Genomic DNA, 22,055 nt, shown 5'->3' with positions numbered 1-22,055 from the left:
TCACGAATTCTTTTTCCAATCTCGATTTTAATCTCTTCAGACATCTGTATTTCCTTTGAGTTTTAATTATATAATAATATACCTTAAAATCATGTGAATGAAAAGACTCCAGGGATTTGTCTTTTTATGGTTAGAGAAAAAGATGGGGAATAAACAAAATAACCATCTAACACTCAGTTTAGATGGTTGTGGTTTGGAATTAGGATATTTTTCGTAATCTCTTAGATTGTAGAATGGTCAGTGCACTAAAGAGGAGCAACCAGGCTAGTAGAGAAAGTGAGCTTGCTATTTGGTCTTGCCACTTAAAGCTTTCAAGCTGGCTTATAGATTTTGTGAACAATCCCATATAACTGTACTTCGTGACATTATCGAAATCTTTACTAATCCCTGAAAGCATTGGAATAAACATACTAATCATTGATACTGGAAGGCTAATTACTTGGGCAGATACTTGAGTTTTACTGATTAATCCGATGAAAAGATTAATCAGCATGATTACTAAAGCTGTAGCAAGCGAGATGATAAGATAAGGACCATAATTATTTTCAATATTAAGTTCGAGTATTCTCGGAATAGCAGTTGTCATAACTAAGCTAATAAGCACTGGATAAAATAAAACTGAAAGAATATAGTTTTTACTGTTAACACCACTTAAAAACAAGGTTCTTAAAATATTTTTTTCCTTTTCTTCGGAAACAATAGTACTGATTGGATTTCCAACTGATAAACTCAAAGACAAAGCTAAACATTGTACTAATAGATTGACTTTCATTGAGTTGTTTAGGCTACCTTGAATCTCATAGATATGTTTGTAGAGAAAGGCAAATCCTAAAGGAAGGAGGATTTGTAGGATAATGGTTTTGTTAGATTTGATGACTCGTTTTCTAAGCCATAGTAAAGATTTGAATTGGTTAAACATTAAGTTTTCCTCCTGTAAGTTGAATGAAGATGTCTTCTAAAGTTGGTTCACATGAATGGATGGTTTGAATATCTTGAGTAGCAGTAAGATGATTTAATTCAGAGAAAGGAATCACTTTTTCTTGACCTGAGCAGTAGGTCACTTTTACCATCTTATTGGTATTATATTTCTGAATAAGCTCAGCAGGTTTTCCTTCTTCAACAATCTTCCCTTTATTTAAAAGTACAATCTTATCGCATAAAATGGTAGCCTCGTGCATATCATGTGTCGTCAGAAAAATGGTTGTTCCTTGTTGTTTTAGTTCTTCAATAAGAGCATGAATGGTTTGAGAGGTTGATGGATCTAGTCCAGAAGTAGGTTCATCAAGAAAGAGAACTTTTGGCTTGTTTATGATAGCTCTCACTAAAAGCATTCGTTGTTTCATCCCTGTGGAGAGCTTTTCTGCCAAGGTTTTACGATGGTCATAAAGACCTACACGTTTCATCAAATCGTCAATATAATCTAGTGAAACGTTGTAGAGTTTTGCGAAGAATAGAAGATTATCATAAAGTGTCAATTTTTCATAAAAGCCACTATTTTCAGTGATTAAACCAATCTTTGACAAATCATCTTCTTTTAACTGAAGGGATGGTTTACCCAATATATAAGTTTCTCCCTGACTAGGACTGAGTTGACCTGTTAAGATATTGATTGTTGTCGTTTTACCAGAACCTGATGGCCCAAGGAAACCTAGAATTTCACCTTTTTCAACTGTGAAGTTTAGATTGTCTATTGCTTTATATTTTTGAAATTCTTTGCTTAACTGTTTTGCTACGATAAGGTTTGTCATATCTTGATTTCTCCTATTTGATTATATGAACGAGTATAAACAAAAAAATAACGAATCAAAAGGACATCTATGTCACTTTGATTCGTTACTTGTATTTAAATCATTATTTATTTCCATTTTAAGATTTTTGATGAAGACTTGGTCACCAAAAGCTTCGGCCAGAACAGTTGCCGTATTATAGAGTTCGGTTGCTTTATCTCTATTGTTCTCATAGAATAGATAATATTTTGCTTCAAAAACAAGTACTGCGGGTTTATAAGCTTGTTGAAGTGTCTTATCAATAAGAACATACATTTTATCAACAACAGACTTCATTTCTTTATAGTCATGATGCATCACATATATCCCAGCGATAGCTGATAAAGCACCTATCAGTTCAACGTTAGACAGCTCATCACCTTGTAATTCTTGCTTAATTAATTTATGTCTAAATTTTTCAATTCTCTCTTTATCATAGTCATAATCTTGACATCGTAAGGCATAGTAAGAAATTAATAGAAGGTCATTTAAGGAATATGCTTCTTTTTTCAAAGCTTGAGTTAAATAGTCTTCGTATACAGATTCAAGAAGACTATATTTTTCCTCAACCATAAAATTTAGAGATCTTTCAATGAGATCAATAGCTAAAAGCTCGTCCTCTGGTAGAATATCAATATAGTTGTTGTAGAGGTCTTCGATATCCTCTAGTTTTTTCTTGATACGTTCCGAGTCACCATAGACAGGAGACTTCATGAGTTTATATTTAATCTGATAATACTCTTTTGGCAGTTCTATTTGTGTTTCACCTAACAAATAGTTGAGGGAAACTCCCAATTTATCACTAATATATTGAAGCTTCACAATCGTTGGTAAAGAACGACCTAGCTCAATTCTCATCAGTTGTTTTACTGTTAATTCTTCTTCGGTATCACAAACTTGCTCACGTGTTAAACCAAGTCGCTCACGTTCTTCACGAATTCTTTTTCCAATCTCGATTTTAATATCTTCTGACATACATAATTCCTTATGATTTAGATTTTTAATAATAATATAACGTAAAATTGAAATAAAGTCCAAAAGCCATAATAGAAGTAGTGTATAATAAAATCTACAGGAGTTTACAGTTATGAAACAATCTCAATTTGCGAGGGCGCTAGCCAGCAGATTTTCTTCTCAAATATTATTTAGAATATTAAAAATGTTATAATTGGAGATGAGAAAGGGGGAGACGATGATGAAAATTATAGCAATAAATCCTATTCCGTTTAAAAAAAGAATGATTGAATTTCTCTTTGATTATCTTTTCATTCTAGCTTATTTAGTTCTTCTGTTTTTAAGTTCGATGCTTATTTACATCATCTTTTTTAATGGTGTCCCAGAGTTTACAGAAATGCAGTCGCAGTGGCTTGTATTTTTCACCTCTGTTTTGCCAATCACGCTCCTTTTCACATTCTTGGATTATAAAAATGATGGCAGTTTTGGGAAGGTAAAAGCGGGACTTGAACTTGTCTACCAGAAAAAAACAGTGCAGGCTAGCTTGATTAGAAATGGCATCAAATTTTTACCTTGGCAACTCGGTCATATGGGCACGATTCATGGCTTATATAGTGATTTTGATGTGGTATCCATTATCCTTTCTAATTCGGCGACTCTACTTGCAGTTTTGCTACTGGCAATGACGATATTTAGGAAAGATAAGAGGCATCTAGGAGACCTACTAGCCCGTACACAAGTACAGCTAAGAGGTGACTAAGATACAGGTTGCTTACTTGATTCTTAAGGAAAACTGTATACGATTAAAGGAAGTCATTATGATGACCTCCTTTTTTTATTGCTGCAAATAATGTACAATAGGATAATTACAGGAGTTTACAATTATGAAACAATCTCAATTTGCGAGGGCGCTTTGGTATGGTATTCTTGGTGCCCTCTTTTTTGCTTTTACTTTTATCTTTAATCGTAGTATGAATCTTTCGGGTGGGTCCTGGGTGTGGAGTGCTAGTCTACGCTATTTGTTTAGCTTGCCTATGCTGGCTGTTTTGGTCTGGCGTAAGGGTGAGCTGGCAGGTGTATTGTCTGCCATTAAGAAAGCACCCTTGACTTGGTTGATTTGGAGTACGGTGGGTTTTGGTCTTTTTTATGGACCGCTGTCTCTAGCTTCCATTTATGGCGAGTCCTGGTTTGTGGCGGCCACTTGGCAGATTACCATTCTAGCTGGTCTGCTTTTGACGCCACTCTTTGGGCAGAGAATACCTGGTAAGCAACTGCTTATGACATTGGTCATCCTTTTAGGGATCATTCTCATCCAGATTCCTTACTTCGGTAGTGGTCTTGGTAGCGGTGTGGTCCGTGCTAGTCTCTTGATTTTACTGGCCGCTTTTGCCTATCCTTTGGGCAATCGTAAGATGATGGTCCACTGTAAGCAGGATCAGCTTTCAACGACGCAGCGCGTGTTTGGGATGACCTTGATGAGTACGCCTTTTTGGTTGCTCTTGTCAGTTTTTGCTGTAGCAGATGCTGGGCTTCCATCAGGTGGACAGATTTTACAGTCTTTAATTGTAGCTGTCTTTTCTGGGGTTGTCGCAACCTTGCTTTTCTTCGAGGCCACTAATCTAGTTAAGCATAACCATAAGCAACTGGCAGTAGTTGAGGCTACTCAGGCTGGTGAAGTTCTCTTTACCCTCTTGGGTGGTTGCCTCTTCCTCGGAGATAGTCTACCTAGCCTTTTGGGATTCCTTGGGATTGCTATTGTAACCATTGGTATTATTGGAAATAGCCTGCTAACAGGCTCAGATTAAGCATAATATGAGACTTTCGAATGGCAAATTCGGAAGTTTTTCATTTATATGAAAAATATTACAGAAAAAGATGGTATTTTCAGATTATAGTGCTATAATGATATTAAAAGTAAGCGTTTACCGTTTTAATATAAATCCTGGAGATATTTCCGGAAACTTTGACAGGCTTATTAATAAAGGCAAATGTATTGACTTTGAATTTTCATGAAAACTGAGTTAACATTTAATGTTGCTCTAAAGAAGGAGAAGAGTCATGAATGATACTGTTTGTAAAAATTGGTTTATGCGTAAAAGTGGGAAGACATGGGTCTATGGCTGTGCCTTGGTAAGTTTTGCAGGTTTGGCCCTGGCTGGTCCTGTCTATGCGGACCAAGTGGAACAGGCAACTGTGAGCCAAGTACCTCAAGAAGTGGTAGCTCAAACTGACCATCAAGTTACCCCTCAAGCGGAGCTTGCTCCTAGCACGACCAAGGAAGTCCCCCAAGTGGTAGAGCCAAGCCCCTCTCTTGTTTCCGAATCTGCTAAAACAGCTCAAGATAATCCCACTCAGCCTAGCCCTGACCAGTCAAAAGAAGTACAAACACAGGCTAGTGAGGCTGAGAAAGTAACTAACCAAGCGCAAGAAGCCGATTTGAATCAGACCAATCAAGAACAATCTCCAGTTGTAACGAATAGCACCAGTCCTGTTCATGTGACAGCGGAAAAAACGGATTTGCCTAATAATGAAGCGGTTACCAATCTAGAAGGGATGACCGCAGACCAAAATGGTCACTGGGAAATGCAGGCTGACGGTATTCATTCAGAAGCTAAAGACAAGGGAGACTCTTTCCTTTATTCTCAATCCGAGGGCAAGAATTTTATCTATTCAACAGATGTGACCTTCAAGGAAGCTGGTGGTGCCGCTGCCCTCATTTTCCGTGGTAACAATGATAGTAGCGATAAAAATATGTATGGGGTCAACGTAGACTCTGGTAACCATAAGGTTAAGTTTTGGCGTTGGGTCAATAATCATGATATTCAACTTGTAGACGAAAAAGATGTAACACCAACTGCCGATGAAACCTACAATCTTAGAGTAGTTGCGGCTAATCAGTGGCTATCTTACTATGTCAATGATGTGCTTGTCGCAAGTACAGGTGATGCTGTTCTTCAAAAAAGTGACAAGGGTCAACCTCAAGTCCTTCCAGAAGGTTACTTTGGACTTCTTAATTGGAATGCCAATGTCATTTTCAAAAACACCCGCTATGTTAATCTTGATGATGCCAGTCTTCCTTTGATTGACAATCTTGTGGTGACCTCAAAGACAGGTTCTGTTGAAAAACAAGCCCAATTCTTCTCTGAAGAACCACTCCATATCCAATATGTGGGACACAATGCTGAGACTGTAGGACTTGACATCACTAAGCATAATCCAAATGCTGTTATCAAGGTAGAAGATGCCAAGGGAAATGTCTACACAGATATTTCACAATTGCCAGTGGCTGTAGGTGCCAATTACTTTACTATTGAAAGTAGTGTGACCGATTCGCTTGGTCGTCCAGTGACCTTGACTTACCGTGTTAATATCCACCGCAGACAGAGTGATGATGTCTATTACAACGAGCTTTATCGTGATCAGTATCATTATTCTGTCAAGGATGGCTGGGCTAATGACCCTAATGGCTTGGTCTTCTACAAGGGACGTTACCATCTCTTCTATCAATTTTACGATGATACCAAATGGGGACCAATGCACTGGGCCCATGCGACCAGCCGAGACTTGCTTCATTGGGATGAAGAGCCGATAGCCTTTTATCCAGATGCGACGGGTCACATGTTCTCAGGCTCTGTCGTGGTTGATAGTACCAATAGCTCCGGCCTCTTCAAATCTCCGGAAGGTGGCCTGGTAGCTATTATTACTTCAAATGGTAATGGGCAACGGATTGAAATCGCCTATAGTGAGGACGAGGGTAGAACTTGGCAAAAATATGACAAGGTAGTTGCCGACTGGTCTCAGGACCCCCTTCAAAACCAAGATTTCCGTGACCCTAAGGTCTTCCGCTGGGATAACCAATGGTTTATGGTCCTTGCTGGTGGTCCACTCCGCATTTATTCTTCACAAGACTTGAAGAACTGGCAAGTTGAAACAACCTACAAGGATTTGCATACGGAATGTCCTGACCTTTATCCGATTGTAGCCAATGATGGTGCACTCAAGTGGGTCCTCTCACGTGGCGGTCGTTCTTACAAGGTTGGTGATTTTAAACAAGTGGATGGCAAGTGGGCCTTTGTAGCTGATGATGTTTACCAAGACCATGACGAAATCATGAATTTTGGTAAGGATTCCTATGCTGCTATGACTTATTATGTTCATGATTTTGGAACAGCTGACCATCCCAACATCCCACAATTGACTGAAATCAACTGGATGAACACTTGGGAAGATTATTGTAATCTGGTTGCAGATACTGTAGGTCAAAAATTTAATGGTACCTTTAACCTTAACCTTGACCTTGGTTTGGTTAAATCAGGCGACCGTTACCTCTTGACCCAAACCCCTGTTAAGGCCTACGAAAGCCTTCGTGACACAGAAAATGCCCAGTATTTTGAAAATGTCACAGTGGCTTCTGACAATGAATTGCTTAAAGATTTCAAAGGCGATACTTATGAAGTGGTTTCTCACTTTGTACCAGGTAAGGACACGACAGCAGTTGGATTTAATCTTCGCGTTGGTGATGGTCAAGCTACTAAGGTCATTTACGATTTAACTAAGGAAACTTTGTCTATTGACCGTAGCCAATCTGGTACTATCCTTTCTGATGCTTTTGCTAAGGTTAATAGTCAACAAGTGACTCGCAATGAAGATGGTTCTATTGATTTGCATCTTTATGTGGACCGTGCGAGTGTAGAAGTCTTTGCTAAGGGAAATACGGTAGCTGGTGCTAATCAGATTTTCCCAAGCCCAAGAGCCGTTGGAGCAAGTGTCTTGGTTGAAGGTGGTCCAGCCAAAGCAAATATTGCTATCTACCCAATTAAGAGTACTTGGACTGACAAGAAGGAAGTTACAAAGGCTGTTGCTATGAACACCACAGTTGCAGGTCATTTGGCTCTTGAAGTTGGTCAAAGTAAGGACTTGCAGGTTTACCTCGCACCGGCTTCTGAAGAGCAAGATGTGACATGGACAGTAAGTGATCCAAGTTTGGTGTCCTATACTGAACATGACAATAAACTTTCTCTTAAAGCCCTTCACAAAGGTCATCTCACTGTCACAGCAACTTCAGTTGAAAACCCATCATTGACCAAGACCTTTAATATTGACATTACGCTCAACAATTTTGCTACCAACCTTAAAGGCTTAAAGGCTGTTACTGGTAATTGGTATATTGATGACGATACCCTTTACGATAGCAATGTCAGTGCCAATGACTTCTTCATGGCCTATGAAAGTAATGGCTTCAAGCAATTTGACTATGATATCGATGTCAAATACCAACATGGTTTGGTCAACCTCTTTGTAGCTGCGGAACGTGAAGAACCAGGTCGTGCCTACTCTGTTCAATTTGCTGATAACGACACTGTTCGTCTCTTCCGTTTCGGTGGTGAAACCATCGCTGAAGCTCATTTGGATAAGGCTATCAATGACGGTCAGTACCACCATGTCAAGGTTGTGAAAGGCAAGGACACAATGACAGTCTATGTCGATGGCAAGGAAGTGCTCCATCATCAATTTGATGCTGTGGATAATTACTTCAATCAAGCCCATGTAGGTGTCGGTCTCTGGGATGGAGCAGTAGAATTCAAAAACTTCTTCGTAACTGAAAAAATGACAAACACAAGCAGTGACACTACTGACGAACCAATCAAACCTGATCCTCAGCCAGAACCAAGTCCAGAGCCAAATCCGGAAAATAAACCAGTTGAGCCTGAGCATCAACCAGAGGTTGCTCCAGAGACTGAGCCAACTGGACAAAATAATGGTCACGATAGTACAAACACAGTGCCAGATCCATCTCAGGATAATACGGGTAAGCAAGAAGAAAGTAAGGCTCCAGTGGAAATACCTAAGACTGTCGCTCCACTTGTTGAGAATCTCCTCAAAAAATTCAACGCATTTAGTCTCTCAACCTTCCTTGCAAGTATTGCCAAAGAAACATGGCACTTTTTAACAAAATGGCTATTCAGCTAAAATCAAAACGTTGAAAAGGCTATGTAAGAAGAAAAAACTTAGAAGTATGAGTGCTTCTAAGTTTTTTTGTTAAGAAATATTTCTGAAAGAAATTTAGTTTCTTTTCAAAAAATTCGATTCTGTAAGTTGCTTTATTTTACAATCTATTAGAATATTATCTTGGGCACAATCTACAGAGTTTTTACAGTACTCTAAATTGTGCCCTAATTAGCTTTATGATCTGAAAGCGGTATCATATAATTTAAGTAGAAAGGTTAAGAAATGATTGATCATAAAATTATAGTAGTCTTGATAACCTTACTGGCTAATCAAAATCTTTCATTATATGAGTTATCTGTAAAAACTCGATTCTCTATAAAGGATGTTAGAGATTGTATCGATCAATTATCTATCTATCTCTCTAATCGTGAAATTAAAATTGAACAAGATAAAGGGAGGTATTATGTTACAGGTATACTAGACAGAAAAAATATAACGACATTAATTGGTTCTGAAGAATTGCAGCTTCCAAAAAGGATTCGTTTACATTTAATTTACCTTTACACTTTTTGTCGTACTGATTTTGTTTCGAATTGGCACTATCAAGATTTTTTAAAGGTTAGTAAGAATACCACTTTGTCTGATATCCGTTCTTTGAGAAAGAATCTGCAAACTCATCACCTGGATATAGAATATTCTAGATCTCAAGGATACATTATACTTGGTGATGAAAAACAGAAACATTTGATGGCTTTTAAAGTCGTTAATGAGTTGCTAAACTCTCCTGTCGGACTTTGGGGACTTGAATATGTTATTTCTGCTTGGCCTCATGGCATTACCTTTGAGATTTTAAATAAACTTGTTCAGGATTATTCAAAAAATTTGCACCTTACGCCAATTTCCGATAAGTTACAAGAATGTTTGTATGGAATAACGCTTATTCTATGTCGTTATCAAAGGAAAGTTTCCAGAGTAGTTTCAGAGGAGATAGAGGTTCCTTCTCAGATACGTAATTTGGCAGATATTTTATTGGATAATGCTTATGATTTAGGGGGATTTGATAGTAATTTTACTCGATCAGATCGCCAATATATAGCTGGGCTCTTATCTAGTGGTTTTGAAGGAAATACCTCTGTTGATTTTTCTTATTTCAAAACTTTAACTGATCAAATTGTAGAAAAAATGGAAAGTATTTCACTCTTACAATTTTCTCAGCAAGTCACGCTCAAAGAAAATTTGATTAAGCATTTGATTCCAGTTTACTATCGTTTAAAATTTGGTCTTCCTAGTTCAAATGATTATACAGATAGAATAAAAGAACAGCATCCAGATTTATTTGAATTTGTTAAGGAGTCCTTGGAGCCATTGTCAAAGGTTGTAGGTTTATCTATTCCAGACAGTGAAATAGCATACTTTGTCGTTCATTTTGGTGGTTACCTTAAGAAGAATGAGACGTCGACTAGAAAAAACTACAGAGCTGTTATTGTTTGTCCGAATGGTACGAGTTCTTCACTAATGATAAAGGAAAATCTACGCATTTTATTTCCTCAGGTTAGCTTTATCGGAGTCACTCGAGTAGATCGTTTGCACGAGTTTAAGGATGATGAATTCGATTTAGTATTTTCAACAGTCAAGGTTGAGACTCAAAAACCTCAGTATTTAGTATCAGTAATGATGTCTGTTGAGCAATCTTCACAATTAGTGCAATTAGTCTCAAAAGATTTTCCAGAAATGGATCCCAAAGATATTGAGCTAGAGAGGTTACTTGAGTTGATTAAGCGATTTGCTTCAGTTTCACAAGAATCAGAATTACGCATTGCTCTGAAAAATTTTATATACGAAGAAATGCAGAGAAAGGAAGTGTTACCTTTGTTACAAGATTTAATTACGGAAAAAATGTTTCAAAGAAGTTCAGAAAAAATGGGGTGGAAGGATGCTATTCGAAAAGCATCTCAACCAATGCTAGAAAGTGGCCAAATTACTGCCAACTACCCAGAAGCAATGATTGGAAAAGTCGAGGAATTTGGACCTTTCATAAATTTAGGAAAGGGTATTGCGATTCCTCACGCTAGACCTGAAGATGGTGTTAATGAAGTGGGGATGTCTATGTTGGTTTTAGACCATCCAATTTATCTGCTGGATGATCCAGCACAAGAAATTCGTTTATTAATTTGTATTGCTGCTGTCGATAATCAAACTCACCTAAAAGCATTAAAATATCTTACGATGATTTTACGTGATAATGCAAAGGTTGAAAGATTGTTAACAGCTCAAGAGTTTAATGATATCAAAGAAATTATTCAACAGGAGGATTAAATTATGTTGAGAATTGGTACAGCGTGTGGTTCAGGATTAGGTTCTAGCTTTATGGTTCAAATGAATATTGAATCTATTCTTAGCGAACTAGGAGTGACTGGTGTTGAGGTTGAACACTATGATCTAGGTGGAGCAGATCCAAGTGCTGCGGATATTTGGATTGTTGGACGTGACTTGGAAGATTCAGCAGGACACCTAGGTGACGTAAGGGTACTAAATAGCATTATCGATATGGATGAGCTGAAAGAATTAGTAACTAAAATTTGTGAAGAAAAGGGTCTTATTTAGGAGGTTCTATCAATGATTAAGTTCTTATTAGATATTGTAAGTACACCAGCCATATTGGTGGCTTTGATTGCTATTCTAGGTTTGGTGCTTCAAAAGAAAGCAGTACCAGATATTATTAAGGGTGGTATTAAAACGTTTGTAGGTTTTCTAGTTGTATCAGGTGGTGCTGGAATTATTCAAAGTTCTTTGAATCCATTTGGAACAATGTTTGAAAAAGCCTTCCATCTATCTGGTGTTGTACCGAATAATGAAGCGATTGTGGCGGTTGCTTTGACAACTTACGGTTCAGCTACAGCTATGATTATGTTTGCAGGTATGGTCTTCAATATCCTTATTGCTAGATTTACTCGTTTTAAATATATCTTTTTGACAGGTCACCATACATTGTATATGGCATGTATGATTGCTGTAATCCTATCAGTTGCTGGATTTACTAACTTACCATTGATTTTATTGGGTGGTCTAGCTTTAGGTATTATCATGAGTCTATCGCCAGCTTTCGTTCAGAAATACATGGTTCAATTAACTGGTAATGATAAAGTTGCCCTAGGTCACTTTAGTTCATTGGGATATTGGTTAAGTGGATTTGTTGGTGGTCTTGTTGGGGATAAATCAAAATCAGCAGAGGATATAAAATTCCCAAAAAGTTTAGCATTCTTACGTGATAGTACTGTAAGTATTACAATTTCAATGTCAATTATCTATCTAATCGTTGCCATTTTTGCAGGTTCAGGTTACATTGAAAAAGAATTGAGTAGCGGTACTAGTGGTTTAGTTTATGCCCTTCAATTGGCTGGACAATTTGCTGCTGGGGTCTTTGTCATCCTAGCTGGTGTTCGTTTAATTTTAGGTGAAATCGTACCTGCCTTTAAAGGAATTTCTGAACGCTTGGTTCCAAATTCTAAACCAGCTCTTGACTGTCCGATTGTTTATCCATACGCTCCAAATGCTGTCTTAATTGGTTTTATCTCTAGTTTCGCTGGTGGTTTGGTAAGTATGGCCCTTATGATTGCTACTGGATCTGTTGTCATTTTACCAGGCGTTGTTCCTCATTTCTTCTGTGGAGCAACTGCAGGGGTTATTGGTAATGCCTCAGGTGGTGTTCGTGGAGCAACAATTGGTGCCTTTTTACAAGGTGTTCTGATTAGTTTCTTGCCAGTATTCTTGATGCCGGTTCTTGGTTCTCTTGGATTCCAAGGTTCTACCTTCTCAGATGCAGACTTTGGTTTGTCAGGAATTATTCTTGGTGTTCTTAACCAAGTTGGCTCACAAGCTGGTATCATTATTGGTCTTATCGTTGTCCTTGCAGCTATGGTTGGCATTTCTCTCGTTCATAAAGCACCTGCTAAGGAGGAGTAAGCTATGGCCCTAAGTCCAAAAGAGGTACATGAATTAAAATCTTTTGCTACTGAAATTAGATTAAATACACTGGAAACCTTGAATCATTTAGGATTTGGACATTATGGCGGAAGTCTATCTGTCGTTGAAATACTTGCTGTTTTATATGGAAAAGTGATGGATATGACTCCAGAGCTATTTAAGGAGAAGGATCGAGATTACTTCGTCTTATCTAAAGGCCATGCAGGTCCTGCTCTATATAGCACCCTTTATTTAAAAGGATTTTTTGATAAAGACTTTCTCCACTCTTTAAATACTAATGGTACACGGCTTCCATCACATCCAGATAGAAATCTAACTCCAGGAGTTGATATGACGACAGGCTCTTTGGGTCAAGGAATTAGTGTTGCTACTGGAATAGCTTATGGACAAATTATAAATGATTCTCCACATTTTACTTATACAATAGTTGGTGATGGTGAGTTAAATGAGGGCCAATGTTGGGAAGCAATTCAATTTGCAGCACATCATAAATTGAGAAATCTGATCGTATTTGTAGATGATAATAAAAAACAACTTGATGGGACGACTGAGGAAGTCTGCAATCCTGGTGACTTTGTTGAGAAGTTTAAAGCATTTGGATTTGAGGCACTTCGTGTAAATGGTTCGGATATTAAGGAAATTTACGATACGATTATTGAATTGCAATCTTCGACCTCTAACCAACCAAAGTGTATTGTCCTAGATACTGTGAAAGGACAAGGAGTTCCTGAGCTTGAAACTATGACAGCTAATCATCATTTACGCCCTTCAGATGAACAAAGAGCAATGTTAGAAAAAGCAGTGTTTAACTTGCGTAAGCAACTGGAGGATATGGTATGAAAAGAGAAGCAAAAGAAATGCGTCTAGTGTACAGAGATTTCCTACTTGATGTTAATAAAAGTCATCCGGAAGTTGTTGCATTAGAAGCGGATCTATCGAGTTCAATGGGAACAAATAATTTAGGGAAAGCATTTGGCATGCGATACATTAATGGTGGAATCATGGAATCAGAGATGGTCGGCCTTGCTGCTGGTTTATCTATCCAAGGGTTTAAACCTTATTTCCACACGTTTGGACCATTTGCTTCAAGGAGAGTATTTGACCAGTTGTTTATCTCACTTGGCTATGCTCAATTAAGTGCAACTGTTATTGGATCAGATGCCGGTGTTAGTGCTGAGATGAATGGTGGAACCCATATGCCTTTTGAGGAACTTGGTCTTCTTCGATTAGTTCCTAATGCTACCGTTTTTGAAGTGAGTGATGATGTCCAATTTGAGTCAGTATTGCAGCAGACTTTACAATTGAGTGGATTAAAATATATTAGAACTATTCGGAAAAAACCAGTTCCCCTATATAATGGAGATGAAGATTTCTCTAAAGGGTATATAGAGCTTAAACGAGGAAACGACCTCACTTTGGTTTGTTCTGGAATAATGGTTGCATCTTGTTTAGAAGTAGCGAATTCTTTGGAAAAAGAAGGTTATTCGGTTGGTGTCATTGATCTCTTTCGTGTTAAACCTATTCATCCTGAAGTGGAAACTTTGCTGTCAGATAAACCAGTACTAACTGTTGAAAATCATAATGTTACAGGTGGTTTAGGTAGTGCAATCTGTGAAATGATGGCGACCAAAGTCAATACGCCAGTTTACCGACTTGGTATAAAAGAACGCTTTGGCCAAGTAGGACAACAAGATTATCTTCTTAAGGAATATGGTTTAGATAAAAATAGTATCAGACGAGAAATCCAACAGATTCTATCTTAAGTTTAGACATATCTGAAAAAGGCAAACATCTTTCAGTAGATGTTTGCCTTTTATAATTTTGAATTAGTAATTCACGGATGTCGACTGATTCTCACCCAAAAATTTCTTTTGCGAGTGCTTTTCCTTTCGGAGTTGCTGCTAAGCCACCTTCAGCAGTTTCACGGAAGGCAGTTGGCATAGCTGAACCAACCTGATACATAGCATCAACGACCTGGTCGACTGGAATGGCTGATGTGATGCCTGCCAAGGCCATGTCAGCAGCTACTAGGGCAAAGCTTGCCCCCATAGCATTACGTTTGACACATGGGACCTCAACCAATCCGGCTACAGGGTCGCAAATGAGTCCCAACATATTCTTAAGCACAAAGCAGATGGCCTGGCTGGCTTGGAAAGGTGTTCCACCAGCAGCCATTGTAATAGCGGCAGCAGCCATAGCAGAGGCGGAACCGACTTCAGCTTGGCAGCCTCCCTCGGCACCAGATATCGAGGCATTATTTGCGATGACTAAGCCAAATGCACCAGCAGTAAAGAGAAAATCCAATTGTTGTGATTCGGTTAAGCCCAGTTTTTCGATAGCAGTTGTAAGAACAGCAGGTAGACAACCAGCTGATCCAGCAGTTGGTGTGGCACAAACCAAGCCCATCTTGGCGTTAGATTCATTGACTGCCATGGCATTTCTAGCAGCACCTAAGACGGCAGAATCAGCCAAGGTCTTTCCATTTTTGATATAGGCATCCAGTTTGGCAGCGTCTCCCCCGGTTAAGCCAGTTGGTGATTTCTCAGGAGACAAACCAGCCTGAACAGACTCCTTCATCACTTCAAGATTTCGAGCCATCAGAGCTAGGATTTCAGGACGTTCCCGTCCAGTTAGCTCTGTCTCTGTAGCAATCATGAGTTCGGCGATATTACCTTGGTAATCTCGGTCAGCTTGTTGAACTAATTCTTCAATAGTGTAAAACATGCAATCCCCCTCTTAGCTGAAAAAGTTGACATTATGTAGATGAGGAATTCTAGCGATTTCAGTGACGGCCTCATCACACTGGTGCGAGTCAATTTCGATAATCATAATGGCCTTTTCACCGGCGTTTTCCCGAGTAACAGTCATTTGGGCGATATTGATGCCATAACGCGACAAAATATCTGTGACAAGGGCAATCATTCCTGGAACGTCTTGGTGGACAATGATGAGAGTCGGTGTATTCATCTTGAGATTGACCGCAAAACCATTGAGTTCAGTTACTTGGATATTTCCTCCACCGATAGAAACGCCTGTGGCAGAAATGGTTTTTGTAGCATTTTTTAAGGTGATACGAGTCGTATTGGGGTGTGGCGCATTACTATCCTTGTTAATTTTCCAGTAGACCTTAATACCTTTTTCGTATGCGATATCCAGAGCGCGTGGGATGTCAGGGTCGTCCGTTTCCATACCTAAAATACCAGCCACTAGAGCCACATCAGTCCCGTGACCTCGATAGGTTTTGGCAAAGGAATTAAAAAGTTGAAATTCTACCTCAGCCGGTGTCTCACCAAAGATGGCAGAAACAATCTTTCCAATACGAACAGCTCCTGCAGTATGACTAGAGGAAGGCCCGACCATGACAGGTCCGATGATGTCAAAAACGGATTGAAATTTTAAATTTTTCATAACACGCCTCGTTTGATTAATCTTGTATTTTCAGTATACCACGAATTAAAGAGATTCGCTGTTTAAGTAAAAATCTATAGAATCAAAAAAAATAACCTACTTTAAGCTTTCTTTAAGCTTCAATGGATATAATAGCAGTCTATTAAGTAAGCAATACTTATTTTTCATAAATCTGAGAGGGTGGCCTGTGGGTCGCCCTTTTGTGTTTCTTTAATTATATGTAGCTGGATTGTGGTAAAATAGAGCCTAAAGATTTCCAGTTAGAAAGGATATACCATGACCTACACCCATTTACTTTTCGACCTTGACCACACCCTCCTAGATTTTGACCGTGCTGAAGATTTGGCTTTGACCTACCTTCTTGAAGAGGCTGGGGTGGCTTCACGAGATCTTAAAGTTTACAAGGATCACTATATCCCCATGAACCGTTCCATGTGGGAGGATCTTAATCATGGTTTAATCACTAAGCCTGAGTTGCTTCGCACGCGCTTTTCACGTCTTTTTGAGCATTTTGGACAGGAGGTTGATGGCAGTCACTTAGCTGGCCGTTACCAGCATTTCTTGAGCCAACAGGGGCAGGAGTTGCCTCAGGCCCATGCCTTCTTATCGAACGTTAAAGACCGCGGTCACAAGATTTATGCAGCGACTAACGGTGTTAGCTACATCCAACGTGGTCGTCTGCAAGCCTCAAGCATCTTGCCATTCTTCGACGATATTTTCATCTCAGATGAAGTGGGTGCCCACAAACCGTCTACAGACTTTTTTGAAAAAATTGCGGATCAGTTAAATGACTTTCACTCCGATTCGGCCCTCATGATTGGTGATAGTCTAACAGCTGATATACAAGGTGGTAATAATGCAGGAATTGACAGCATTTGGTTTAATCCAAAAGGTTTGGTTAATGAGACTCCAGCTGTTCCAACCTATCAAGTCAAAAACTACCAAGAAATTTTGACGATTTTGAGCAAATAGACCTCTTTTCAAATTGTATTTACCTATGACTATTAAGAGCTTTTCAGCTCTTTTTTTGCTACAATGAAAGCATGAATGATCTGATTAAACATAAGTTGGAATTGCTCCCAAACAACCCGGGGTGCTATCTCCACAAGGATAAATTCGGCAATATTATCTATGTCGGTAAGGCTAAAAATCTAAAAAATCGTGTGCGTAGCTATTTTCGTGGAAGCCATGATACCAAGACGGAGCTTTTGGTATCTGAGATTGCAGACTTTGAATTTATCGTAACCGAGTCTAATATCGAGGCCCTGCTTTTGGAAATTAACCTCATCCAAGAGAATATGCCTAAATTTAACATTCGCCTCAAGGATGATAAATCTTACCCTTTTATCAAGATTACCAAGGAGCTCTATCCAAGGCTCTTGATTACTCGCCAGGTCAAAAAGGATGGTGGTCTTTATTTCGGTCCTTACCCAGACTCTGGTGCAGCCAATGAAATCAAGAAGCTTTTGGACCGTATTTTCCCCTTTAAGAAATGTAAAAATCCTGCCAACAAGGTCTGTTTTTATTACCATATTGGTCAATGTAATGCCCACACCATCTGTCACACCACTGAGGATTATTGGCAAGGTTTGGTTGAGGATGTCAAGAATTTCCTAAACGGTCATGATGATAAAATCGTTAATCAGCTCAAGGGCAAGATGAAGGACATGTCTGAAAAGATGGAGTTTGAGCGTGCAGCGGAGTATCGAGACCTGATTGAGGCAGTGTCGACGCTCAGGACCAAACAAAGGGTTATCCGTCAAGACATGCAGGACCGTGATATTTTCGGTTACTACGTGGACAAGGGCTGGATGTGTGTTCAGGTTTTCTTTGTCCGCCAAGGGAAACTCATTCAGCGTGATGTCAATATGTTTCCTTACTATAATGATGCCGAGGAGGATTTTCTAACCTATATGGGTCAATTTTATCTGGATAGTCGTCATCTCAAGCCTAGGGAAATTTTTATTCCTGGAGACATTGATCAAGAGTCTGTCGAAGCTCTGGTCGGAGATGAAGTCAAGGTTTTCAAACCTCAACGGGGAGAGAAGAAGCAGTTGGTTAATCTGGCGACTAAAAATGCCCGTGTCAGTTTGACCCAAAAATTTGATCTCCTTGAAAAAGACTTGGCCAAGACCCAAGGAGCTATTGAAAATCTAGGCAAGCTCATGGGGATTCCGACACCAGTCCGTATCGAGTCTTTCGATAACTCTAACATCATGGGAACTAGCCCTGTCTCTGCCATGGTTGTCTTTGAAAATGGTAAACCTAATAAAAAAGAGTACCGCAAATATAAAATCAAGACTGTTGAAGGTCCTGACGATTATGCCAGTATGCGTGAGGTCATTCGTCGCCGCTATAGTCGTGTCAAACGCGATGGTTTAACGCCACCAGACCTTATTATCATGGATGGTGGTCAAGGTCAAGTCAATGTCGCCAAGGACGTACTTCGTAATGAGCTTAATCTATCTATCCCAGTTGCGGGGCTTCAGAAAAATGACAAGCACCAAACCAATGAATTGCTATTTGGAGATCCCTTACAGGTTATTGATTTGCCACGTCAATCCGAGGAATTTTTCCTCCTTCACCGTATTCAGGATGAAGTACACCGTTTTGCCATCACCTTCCATCGACAAGTCCGTAGTAAGAACAGTTTCAGTTCCAAACTTGATGGAGTGGAGGGGCTAGGACCTAAGCGCAAACAAAAACTCCTCAAACACTTCAAGTCTATGACAGCTATCCAAAAAGCTACCGTTGAGGATATCCAAGCCCTTGGCATTCCTGAAAAAGTAGCAGAGGCTCTGTTAGATAAATTAAATGATAACAATTAAGTTAGACTTTTCAAGTAACTCAGAAAAACTTGGTAGGGTGATTGATAATTCAATGATTTCCTAGGAATTCTATTTCTTGAGAGTGGGACAGAAATCGGTAATTCGTTAGAATTCGATTTCGTCGTCCCACCTCCGCACAGTTGAGTAGGGCTGTAAAAGCTGATGAAATCAGCGTAGTAGAGCCCACTCAACCACTGCGTCTTGCTCGACAATCCAAAAACAATAAAGAGGCTAGGACTTTTGTCCCAGCCTCATAATTTTGAGAAATATTAGTAAAATCCATTTGATGTCGAGAAAGAGAATGACAAACAAGTGATTGTCTTGTCTGAAGAGACGAAAGAACGGATAACGGGTGATTTGTTTGAGGGACTTTATCGGAAACGACAGATTGGATTTGGCAAACTCTTCAAGACTATCAAGAAAGAATTAGACTTAGATGATGTCGAAGATGGTAATCTTGTTCAGACTGGAGAGGATAGTCAAGAAGTATCGCGAGGTCAGGAAATTGTAGCCGTTTGGAATTGGCAGAGAAAGAATTATTTTTTACAGTAACTAAGAAATATGTTAGTCAGTTTTATTATTAGGTGTATTTAATTTGCTGTAGTAATTGACAATTACGGCTGATAAGCATCCAAAAAAAATAAGTCCATATACAGTTAAAAAGACGCTAGTAATACGTCCGATTAGAGTAGTAGCTAGTATATCTCCGTAACCTACTGTTGTTGATGTGACAAAAGCATACCATAGTCCATCCCAGTAATTACTTATTTGAGGTTCAACTAATAAAAGTATTCCTCCTGAAATAAAAATAAAACTTACAAAACTTATCAAAAATTGATTAAATCCTGTAACTTTTATAATATGAAATAGAGTATTTAAACGTTTCATTTGGTTCTCCTTTGTTATAGTGTTAATGAAAATTATAGCATACAAAAAGTGTATAAATATGTATTTTAGACACTTTTTATATTAATTTTTATTATGTTTTCTTGATAGTAAGCCTCTATCGTTACAAGCTCGTTTGTGGTAAGATGAGTATAGGTCATTTATGTTAGTTCCTTTCAGACAAATGTGGTGTTTATCTGAGCCTAACATAGGCTTTTTCTGTCTAGCTTAATTTTACAAATTGGGTTATTTATTCTTCATAAGATTTGAAGGGTTGATCTTTTTTAGGGTATCGTGTCGGTGTGATTGACAGTCCCATCTTGTCTTTTTCGTGTAGCAATTCAATGACTAGGGAAACCATGATCAGTACCATGATGAGTGAAAATGGAAAGGCTACGATAATCAGCGTATTTTGCAAGGCTACTAAGCCCCCTGAAAGAAGTAAGACGATGGCAATAGTCGCAAGGAGTACGCCCCAGAAGATTTTAAGGTTATTCTTTGGTTTGAGATTCCCATCATCAGAGAGCATAGCTAGCACATAGGTCGCAGAGTCTGCTGACGTGATAAAGAAGGTAATGATCAAGATGATGGCAACAACGGAGGCAATAAAACCAAATGGCAGTTGACTGAAGGTTGCAAACAAGGTCTGCTCACTTGGAAACTGTGTTAAATCTACATTTCCAAGTGATTGAACATGCGTTGAAAGTGTTCCAAAGGTAGAAAACCATAAAAAGCTTAATACAGTCGGTGCTAATAAGACGATGGATAGAAATTGTCTGATACTACGTCCTTTAGAAATTCTGGCAATAAAAACTCCCACGAATGGTGACCAAGAAATCCACCAAGCCCAATAGAAAATCGTCCAAGTATTGATCCAGTCACGATTGTATTGACCAAAGGAACCAGCACTGAAACTCATACGGAAGAAATTGGAAATATACAGTCCGATACTATCGGTCAAGGTATTAAAAATCTGGACTGTGGGACCGATGATTATGGTGATGGCGAGTAGTCCAACCGCTAAAATAAGATTGGTGTTTGATAAGATTTTTACCCCTTTTCCAAGACCAGAAAGGGCTGAAATGGTAAAGAGGATGGTTGTGATAATTATGATAATAACTTGCACAAGGGCATTGTTTGGAATACCAAAGAGGTAGTTGAGTCCCCCATTGATTTGGGCTGCCCCAAAACCAAGAGTGGTTGCCACCCCGATAACAGTAGCGACCACTGTAATCGTATCTACGATCTTACCAAGGCTACCGTTTGTTTTTTTACCAAACAAGGGCTTTAAGGTAACCGATAAAAGATATTTCTCTTTTTTTCGGAAACCAAAGTAGGCAAGGGCCAGGGCGATTAAAGCATATATTGCCCAGGCATGGATGCCCCAGTGAAAGAAAGTGTAACGGAAAGCATCGGCTAAGGCTTCCTGCGACCCTGGGGTAGCTCGTACCGTTGAAATGGCATAATGGGATAAGGGCTCTGCGGCACCGTAGAAGACAAGGCCGATTCCCATTCCAGCAGAAAATATCATGGCAATCCAAGAGATAGTAGAGTGTTCAGGCACCGAATTGGGTTCCCCCAGTTTGATTTGCCCAACGGGACTAACCAGGAAAAAGCCACAAAGTAGAACGATTGACGTGACCAGTAATAAGTAAAACCAGCCAAGTTTATCTGAAATAACTTCCCTTAGTTGTTCTGACCAAACTTGGTAGCCGTCAGGCATAACAATACCAAGAAGGACCAGGATAGCCAGTAGCACAAAAGAGGTTTTTAAGACCGGCGTTAAATTTTTAGTTGACATAAAATCTCCTTTCATTCTCTACCATTATATCAAAAATGATAAAAACTTAATAGTGAGGGGAGATTGGATAACACACAGCTAGTTATGATTTTTAGTTGATTAACGAGAGACGTTTAAGAACCTAAATTGTCAAATTAAGCTAGACTTTTCAAGTAACTCAGAAAAACTTGGTAGGGTGATTGATAATTCAATGATTTCCTAGGAATTCTATTTCTTGAGAGTGGGACAGAAATCGGTAATTCGTTAGAATTCGATTTCGTCGTCCCACCTCCGCACAGTTGAGTAGGGCTGTAAAAGCTGATGAAATCAGCGTAGTAGAGCCCACTCAACCACTGTGTCTTTCTCGACAATCCAAAGACAAATTGAGAGGCTAGGACTTTTGTCCCAGCCTCATAATTTTGAGAAACATTCGTAAAATCCATTTGTTTCGGTAATCCATTTCGTCCTATATGTTAGTTCCTTTCAGACAAATGTGGTGTT

Annotated in this window: 18 protein-coding genes; 11 read left to right on the top strand and 7 right to left on the bottom strand. The window is 39.1% G+C overall.

What is annotated here, in order from left to right; translation table 11 throughout:
* Nucleotides 1-199: 199 nt before the first annotated feature.
* From HMPREF2979_RS07010 to HMPREF2979_RS07000, 3 genes are all read right to left on the bottom strand, one after another.
* Nucleotides 200-919, bottom strand: coding sequence for an ABC transporter permease (locus HMPREF2979_RS07010; RefSeq protein ID WP_070655836.1), 720 nt, complete (start codon nucleotides 917-919; stop codon nucleotides 200-202).
* Nucleotides 912-1,748 carry an ABC transporter ATP-binding protein gene (locus HMPREF2979_RS07005; RefSeq protein WP_070655834.1) on the bottom strand — a complete coding sequence of 279 codons (837 nt, stop codon included), beginning with the start codon at nucleotides 1,746-1,748 and terminating at the stop codon, nucleotides 912-914. The genes HMPREF2979_RS07010 and HMPREF2979_RS07005 overlap by 8 nt, the downstream gene beginning before the upstream one ends.
* A 72-nt stretch (nucleotides 1,749-1,820) precedes the next feature.
* On the bottom strand, nucleotides 1,821-2,741 hold the full coding sequence (locus tag HMPREF2979_RS07000) for a helix-turn-helix domain-containing protein (RefSeq protein WP_070655833.1): 921 nt from the start codon (nucleotides 2,739-2,741) through the stop codon (nucleotides 1,821-1,823).
* Nucleotides 2,742-2,958: 217 nt separating this feature from the next.
* Between HMPREF2979_RS07000 and HMPREF2979_RS06995 the strand changes: the two genes are divergently transcribed.
* From HMPREF2979_RS06995 to HMPREF2979_RS06960, 8 genes are all read left to right on the top strand, one after another.
* Nucleotides 2,959-3,480, top strand: a complete 522-nt coding sequence (locus HMPREF2979_RS06995; RefSeq protein ID WP_261787301.1) for an RDD family protein — start codon at nucleotides 2,959-2,961, stop codon at nucleotides 3,478-3,480.
* A 124-nt stretch (nucleotides 3,481-3,604) separates the two neighbouring features.
* A complete protein-coding gene (locus tag HMPREF2979_RS06990) occupies nucleotides 3,605-4,525 on the top strand; it encodes a DMT family transporter (protein WP_070655829.1) in 921 nt (306 codons plus the stop codon).
* A gap of 253 nt (nucleotides 4,526-4,778) precedes the next feature.
* The gene (locus HMPREF2979_RS06985) at nucleotides 4,779-8,690 is read left to right on the top strand and encodes a GH32 C-terminal domain-containing protein (protein ID WP_070655827.1); all 3,912 of its coding nucleotides are present in this window, start codon (nucleotides 4,779-4,781) and stop codon (nucleotides 8,688-8,690) included.
* Nucleotides 8,691-8,951: 261 nt separating this feature from the next.
* The gene (locus tag HMPREF2979_RS06980; protein ID WP_070655825.1) at nucleotides 8,952-10,985 is read left to right on the top strand and encodes a BglG family transcription antiterminator; all 2,034 of its coding nucleotides are present in this window, start codon (nucleotides 8,952-8,954) and stop codon (nucleotides 10,983-10,985) included.
* Nucleotides 10,986-10,988: 3 nt separating this feature from the next.
* On the top strand, nucleotides 10,989-11,273 hold the full coding sequence (locus tag HMPREF2979_RS06975) for a PTS sugar transporter subunit IIB (protein WP_037612076.1): 285 nt from the start codon (nucleotides 10,989-10,991) through the stop codon (nucleotides 11,271-11,273).
* Nucleotides 11,274-11,285: 12 nt separating this feature from the next.
* Entirely contained in the window at nucleotides 11,286-12,632 is a 1,347-nt protein-coding gene (locus HMPREF2979_RS06970) for a PTS ascorbate transporter subunit IIC (protein ID WP_070655823.1), read from the top strand.
* Nucleotides 12,633-12,635: 3 nt separating this feature from the next.
* Nucleotides 12,636-13,493 carry a transketolase gene (locus HMPREF2979_RS06965; RefSeq protein ID WP_070655821.1) on the top strand — a complete coding sequence of 286 codons (858 nt, stop codon included), beginning with the start codon at nucleotides 12,636-12,638 and terminating at the stop codon, nucleotides 13,491-13,493.
* Entirely contained in the window at nucleotides 13,490-14,416 is a 927-nt protein-coding gene (locus tag HMPREF2979_RS06960; protein ID WP_070655819.1) for a transketolase family protein, read from the top strand. The genes HMPREF2979_RS06965 and HMPREF2979_RS06960 overlap by 4 nt, the downstream gene beginning before the upstream one ends.
* 91 nt (nucleotides 14,417-14,507) lie before the next feature.
* On the opposite strand, the gene sdaAA is transcribed toward HMPREF2979_RS06960, so the two are convergent.
* Together sdaAA and sdaAB are read right to left on the bottom strand one after the other, a co-directional pair.
* Nucleotides 14,508-15,377 (bottom strand): L-serine ammonia-lyase, iron-sulfur-dependent, subunit alpha, encoded by an 870-nt coding sequence (sdaAA, locus tag HMPREF2979_RS06955; protein ID WP_014634647.1) that lies wholly within the window; start codon nucleotides 15,375-15,377, stop codon nucleotides 14,508-14,510.
* A gap of 12 nt (nucleotides 15,378-15,389) precedes the next feature.
* On the bottom strand, nucleotides 15,390-16,061 hold the full coding sequence (gene sdaAB / locus HMPREF2979_RS06950; RefSeq protein WP_070655817.1) for an L-serine ammonia-lyase, iron-sulfur-dependent subunit beta: 672 nt from the start codon (nucleotides 16,059-16,061) through the stop codon (nucleotides 15,390-15,392).
* A gap of 276 nt (nucleotides 16,062-16,337) precedes the next feature.
* Here sdaAB and HMPREF2979_RS06945 point away from each other — a divergent pair, with 276 nt between their 5' ends.
* The 3 genes from HMPREF2979_RS06945 (at nucleotide 16,338) to HMPREF2979_RS06935 (ending at nucleotide 19,441) form a co-directional block, all read left to right on the top strand.
* A complete protein-coding gene (locus tag HMPREF2979_RS06945) occupies nucleotides 16,338-17,033 on the top strand; it encodes a YjjG family noncanonical pyrimidine nucleotidase (RefSeq protein WP_070577328.1) in 696 nt (231 codons plus the stop codon).
* A gap of 71 nt (nucleotides 17,034-17,104) precedes the next feature.
* Nucleotides 17,105-18,889: an excinuclease ABC subunit UvrC gene (gene uvrC / locus HMPREF2979_RS06940; protein WP_070655815.1), complete on the top strand. Its 1,785-nt coding sequence runs from the start codon at nucleotides 17,105-17,107 to the stop codon at nucleotides 18,887-18,889.
* Nucleotides 18,890-19,201: 312 nt separating this feature from the next.
* A complete protein-coding gene (locus HMPREF2979_RS06935) occupies nucleotides 19,202-19,441 on the top strand; it encodes a protein rep (protein WP_002885362.1) in 240 nt (79 codons plus the stop codon).
* 12 nt (nucleotides 19,442-19,453) lie between these two features.
* Here HMPREF2979_RS06935 and HMPREF2979_RS06930 read toward each other — a convergent pair whose 3' ends face one another.
* Both HMPREF2979_RS06930 and HMPREF2979_RS06925 read right to left on the bottom strand, forming a co-directional pair.
* The gene (locus HMPREF2979_RS06930) at nucleotides 19,454-19,822 is read right to left on the bottom strand and encodes a potassium channel family protein (protein ID WP_080551210.1); all 369 of its coding nucleotides are present in this window, start codon (nucleotides 19,820-19,822) and stop codon (nucleotides 19,454-19,456) included.
* 202 nt (nucleotides 19,823-20,024) lie between these two features.
* Entirely contained in the window at nucleotides 20,025-21,575 is a 1,551-nt protein-coding gene (locus tag HMPREF2979_RS06925) for a BCCT family transporter (RefSeq protein ID WP_002885312.1), read from the bottom strand.
* Nucleotides 21,576-22,055 lie beyond the last annotated feature (480 nt).

The organism is Streptococcus sp. HMSC078H12 (assembly GCF_001814615.1).
GTDB lineage: Bacteria > Bacillota > Bacilli > Lactobacillales > Streptococcaceae > Streptococcus > Streptococcus salivarius_F.
The sequence above is the reverse complement of the archived record's forward strand: the minus strand, read 5'-3'. Positions and strand labels throughout refer to the sequence as shown.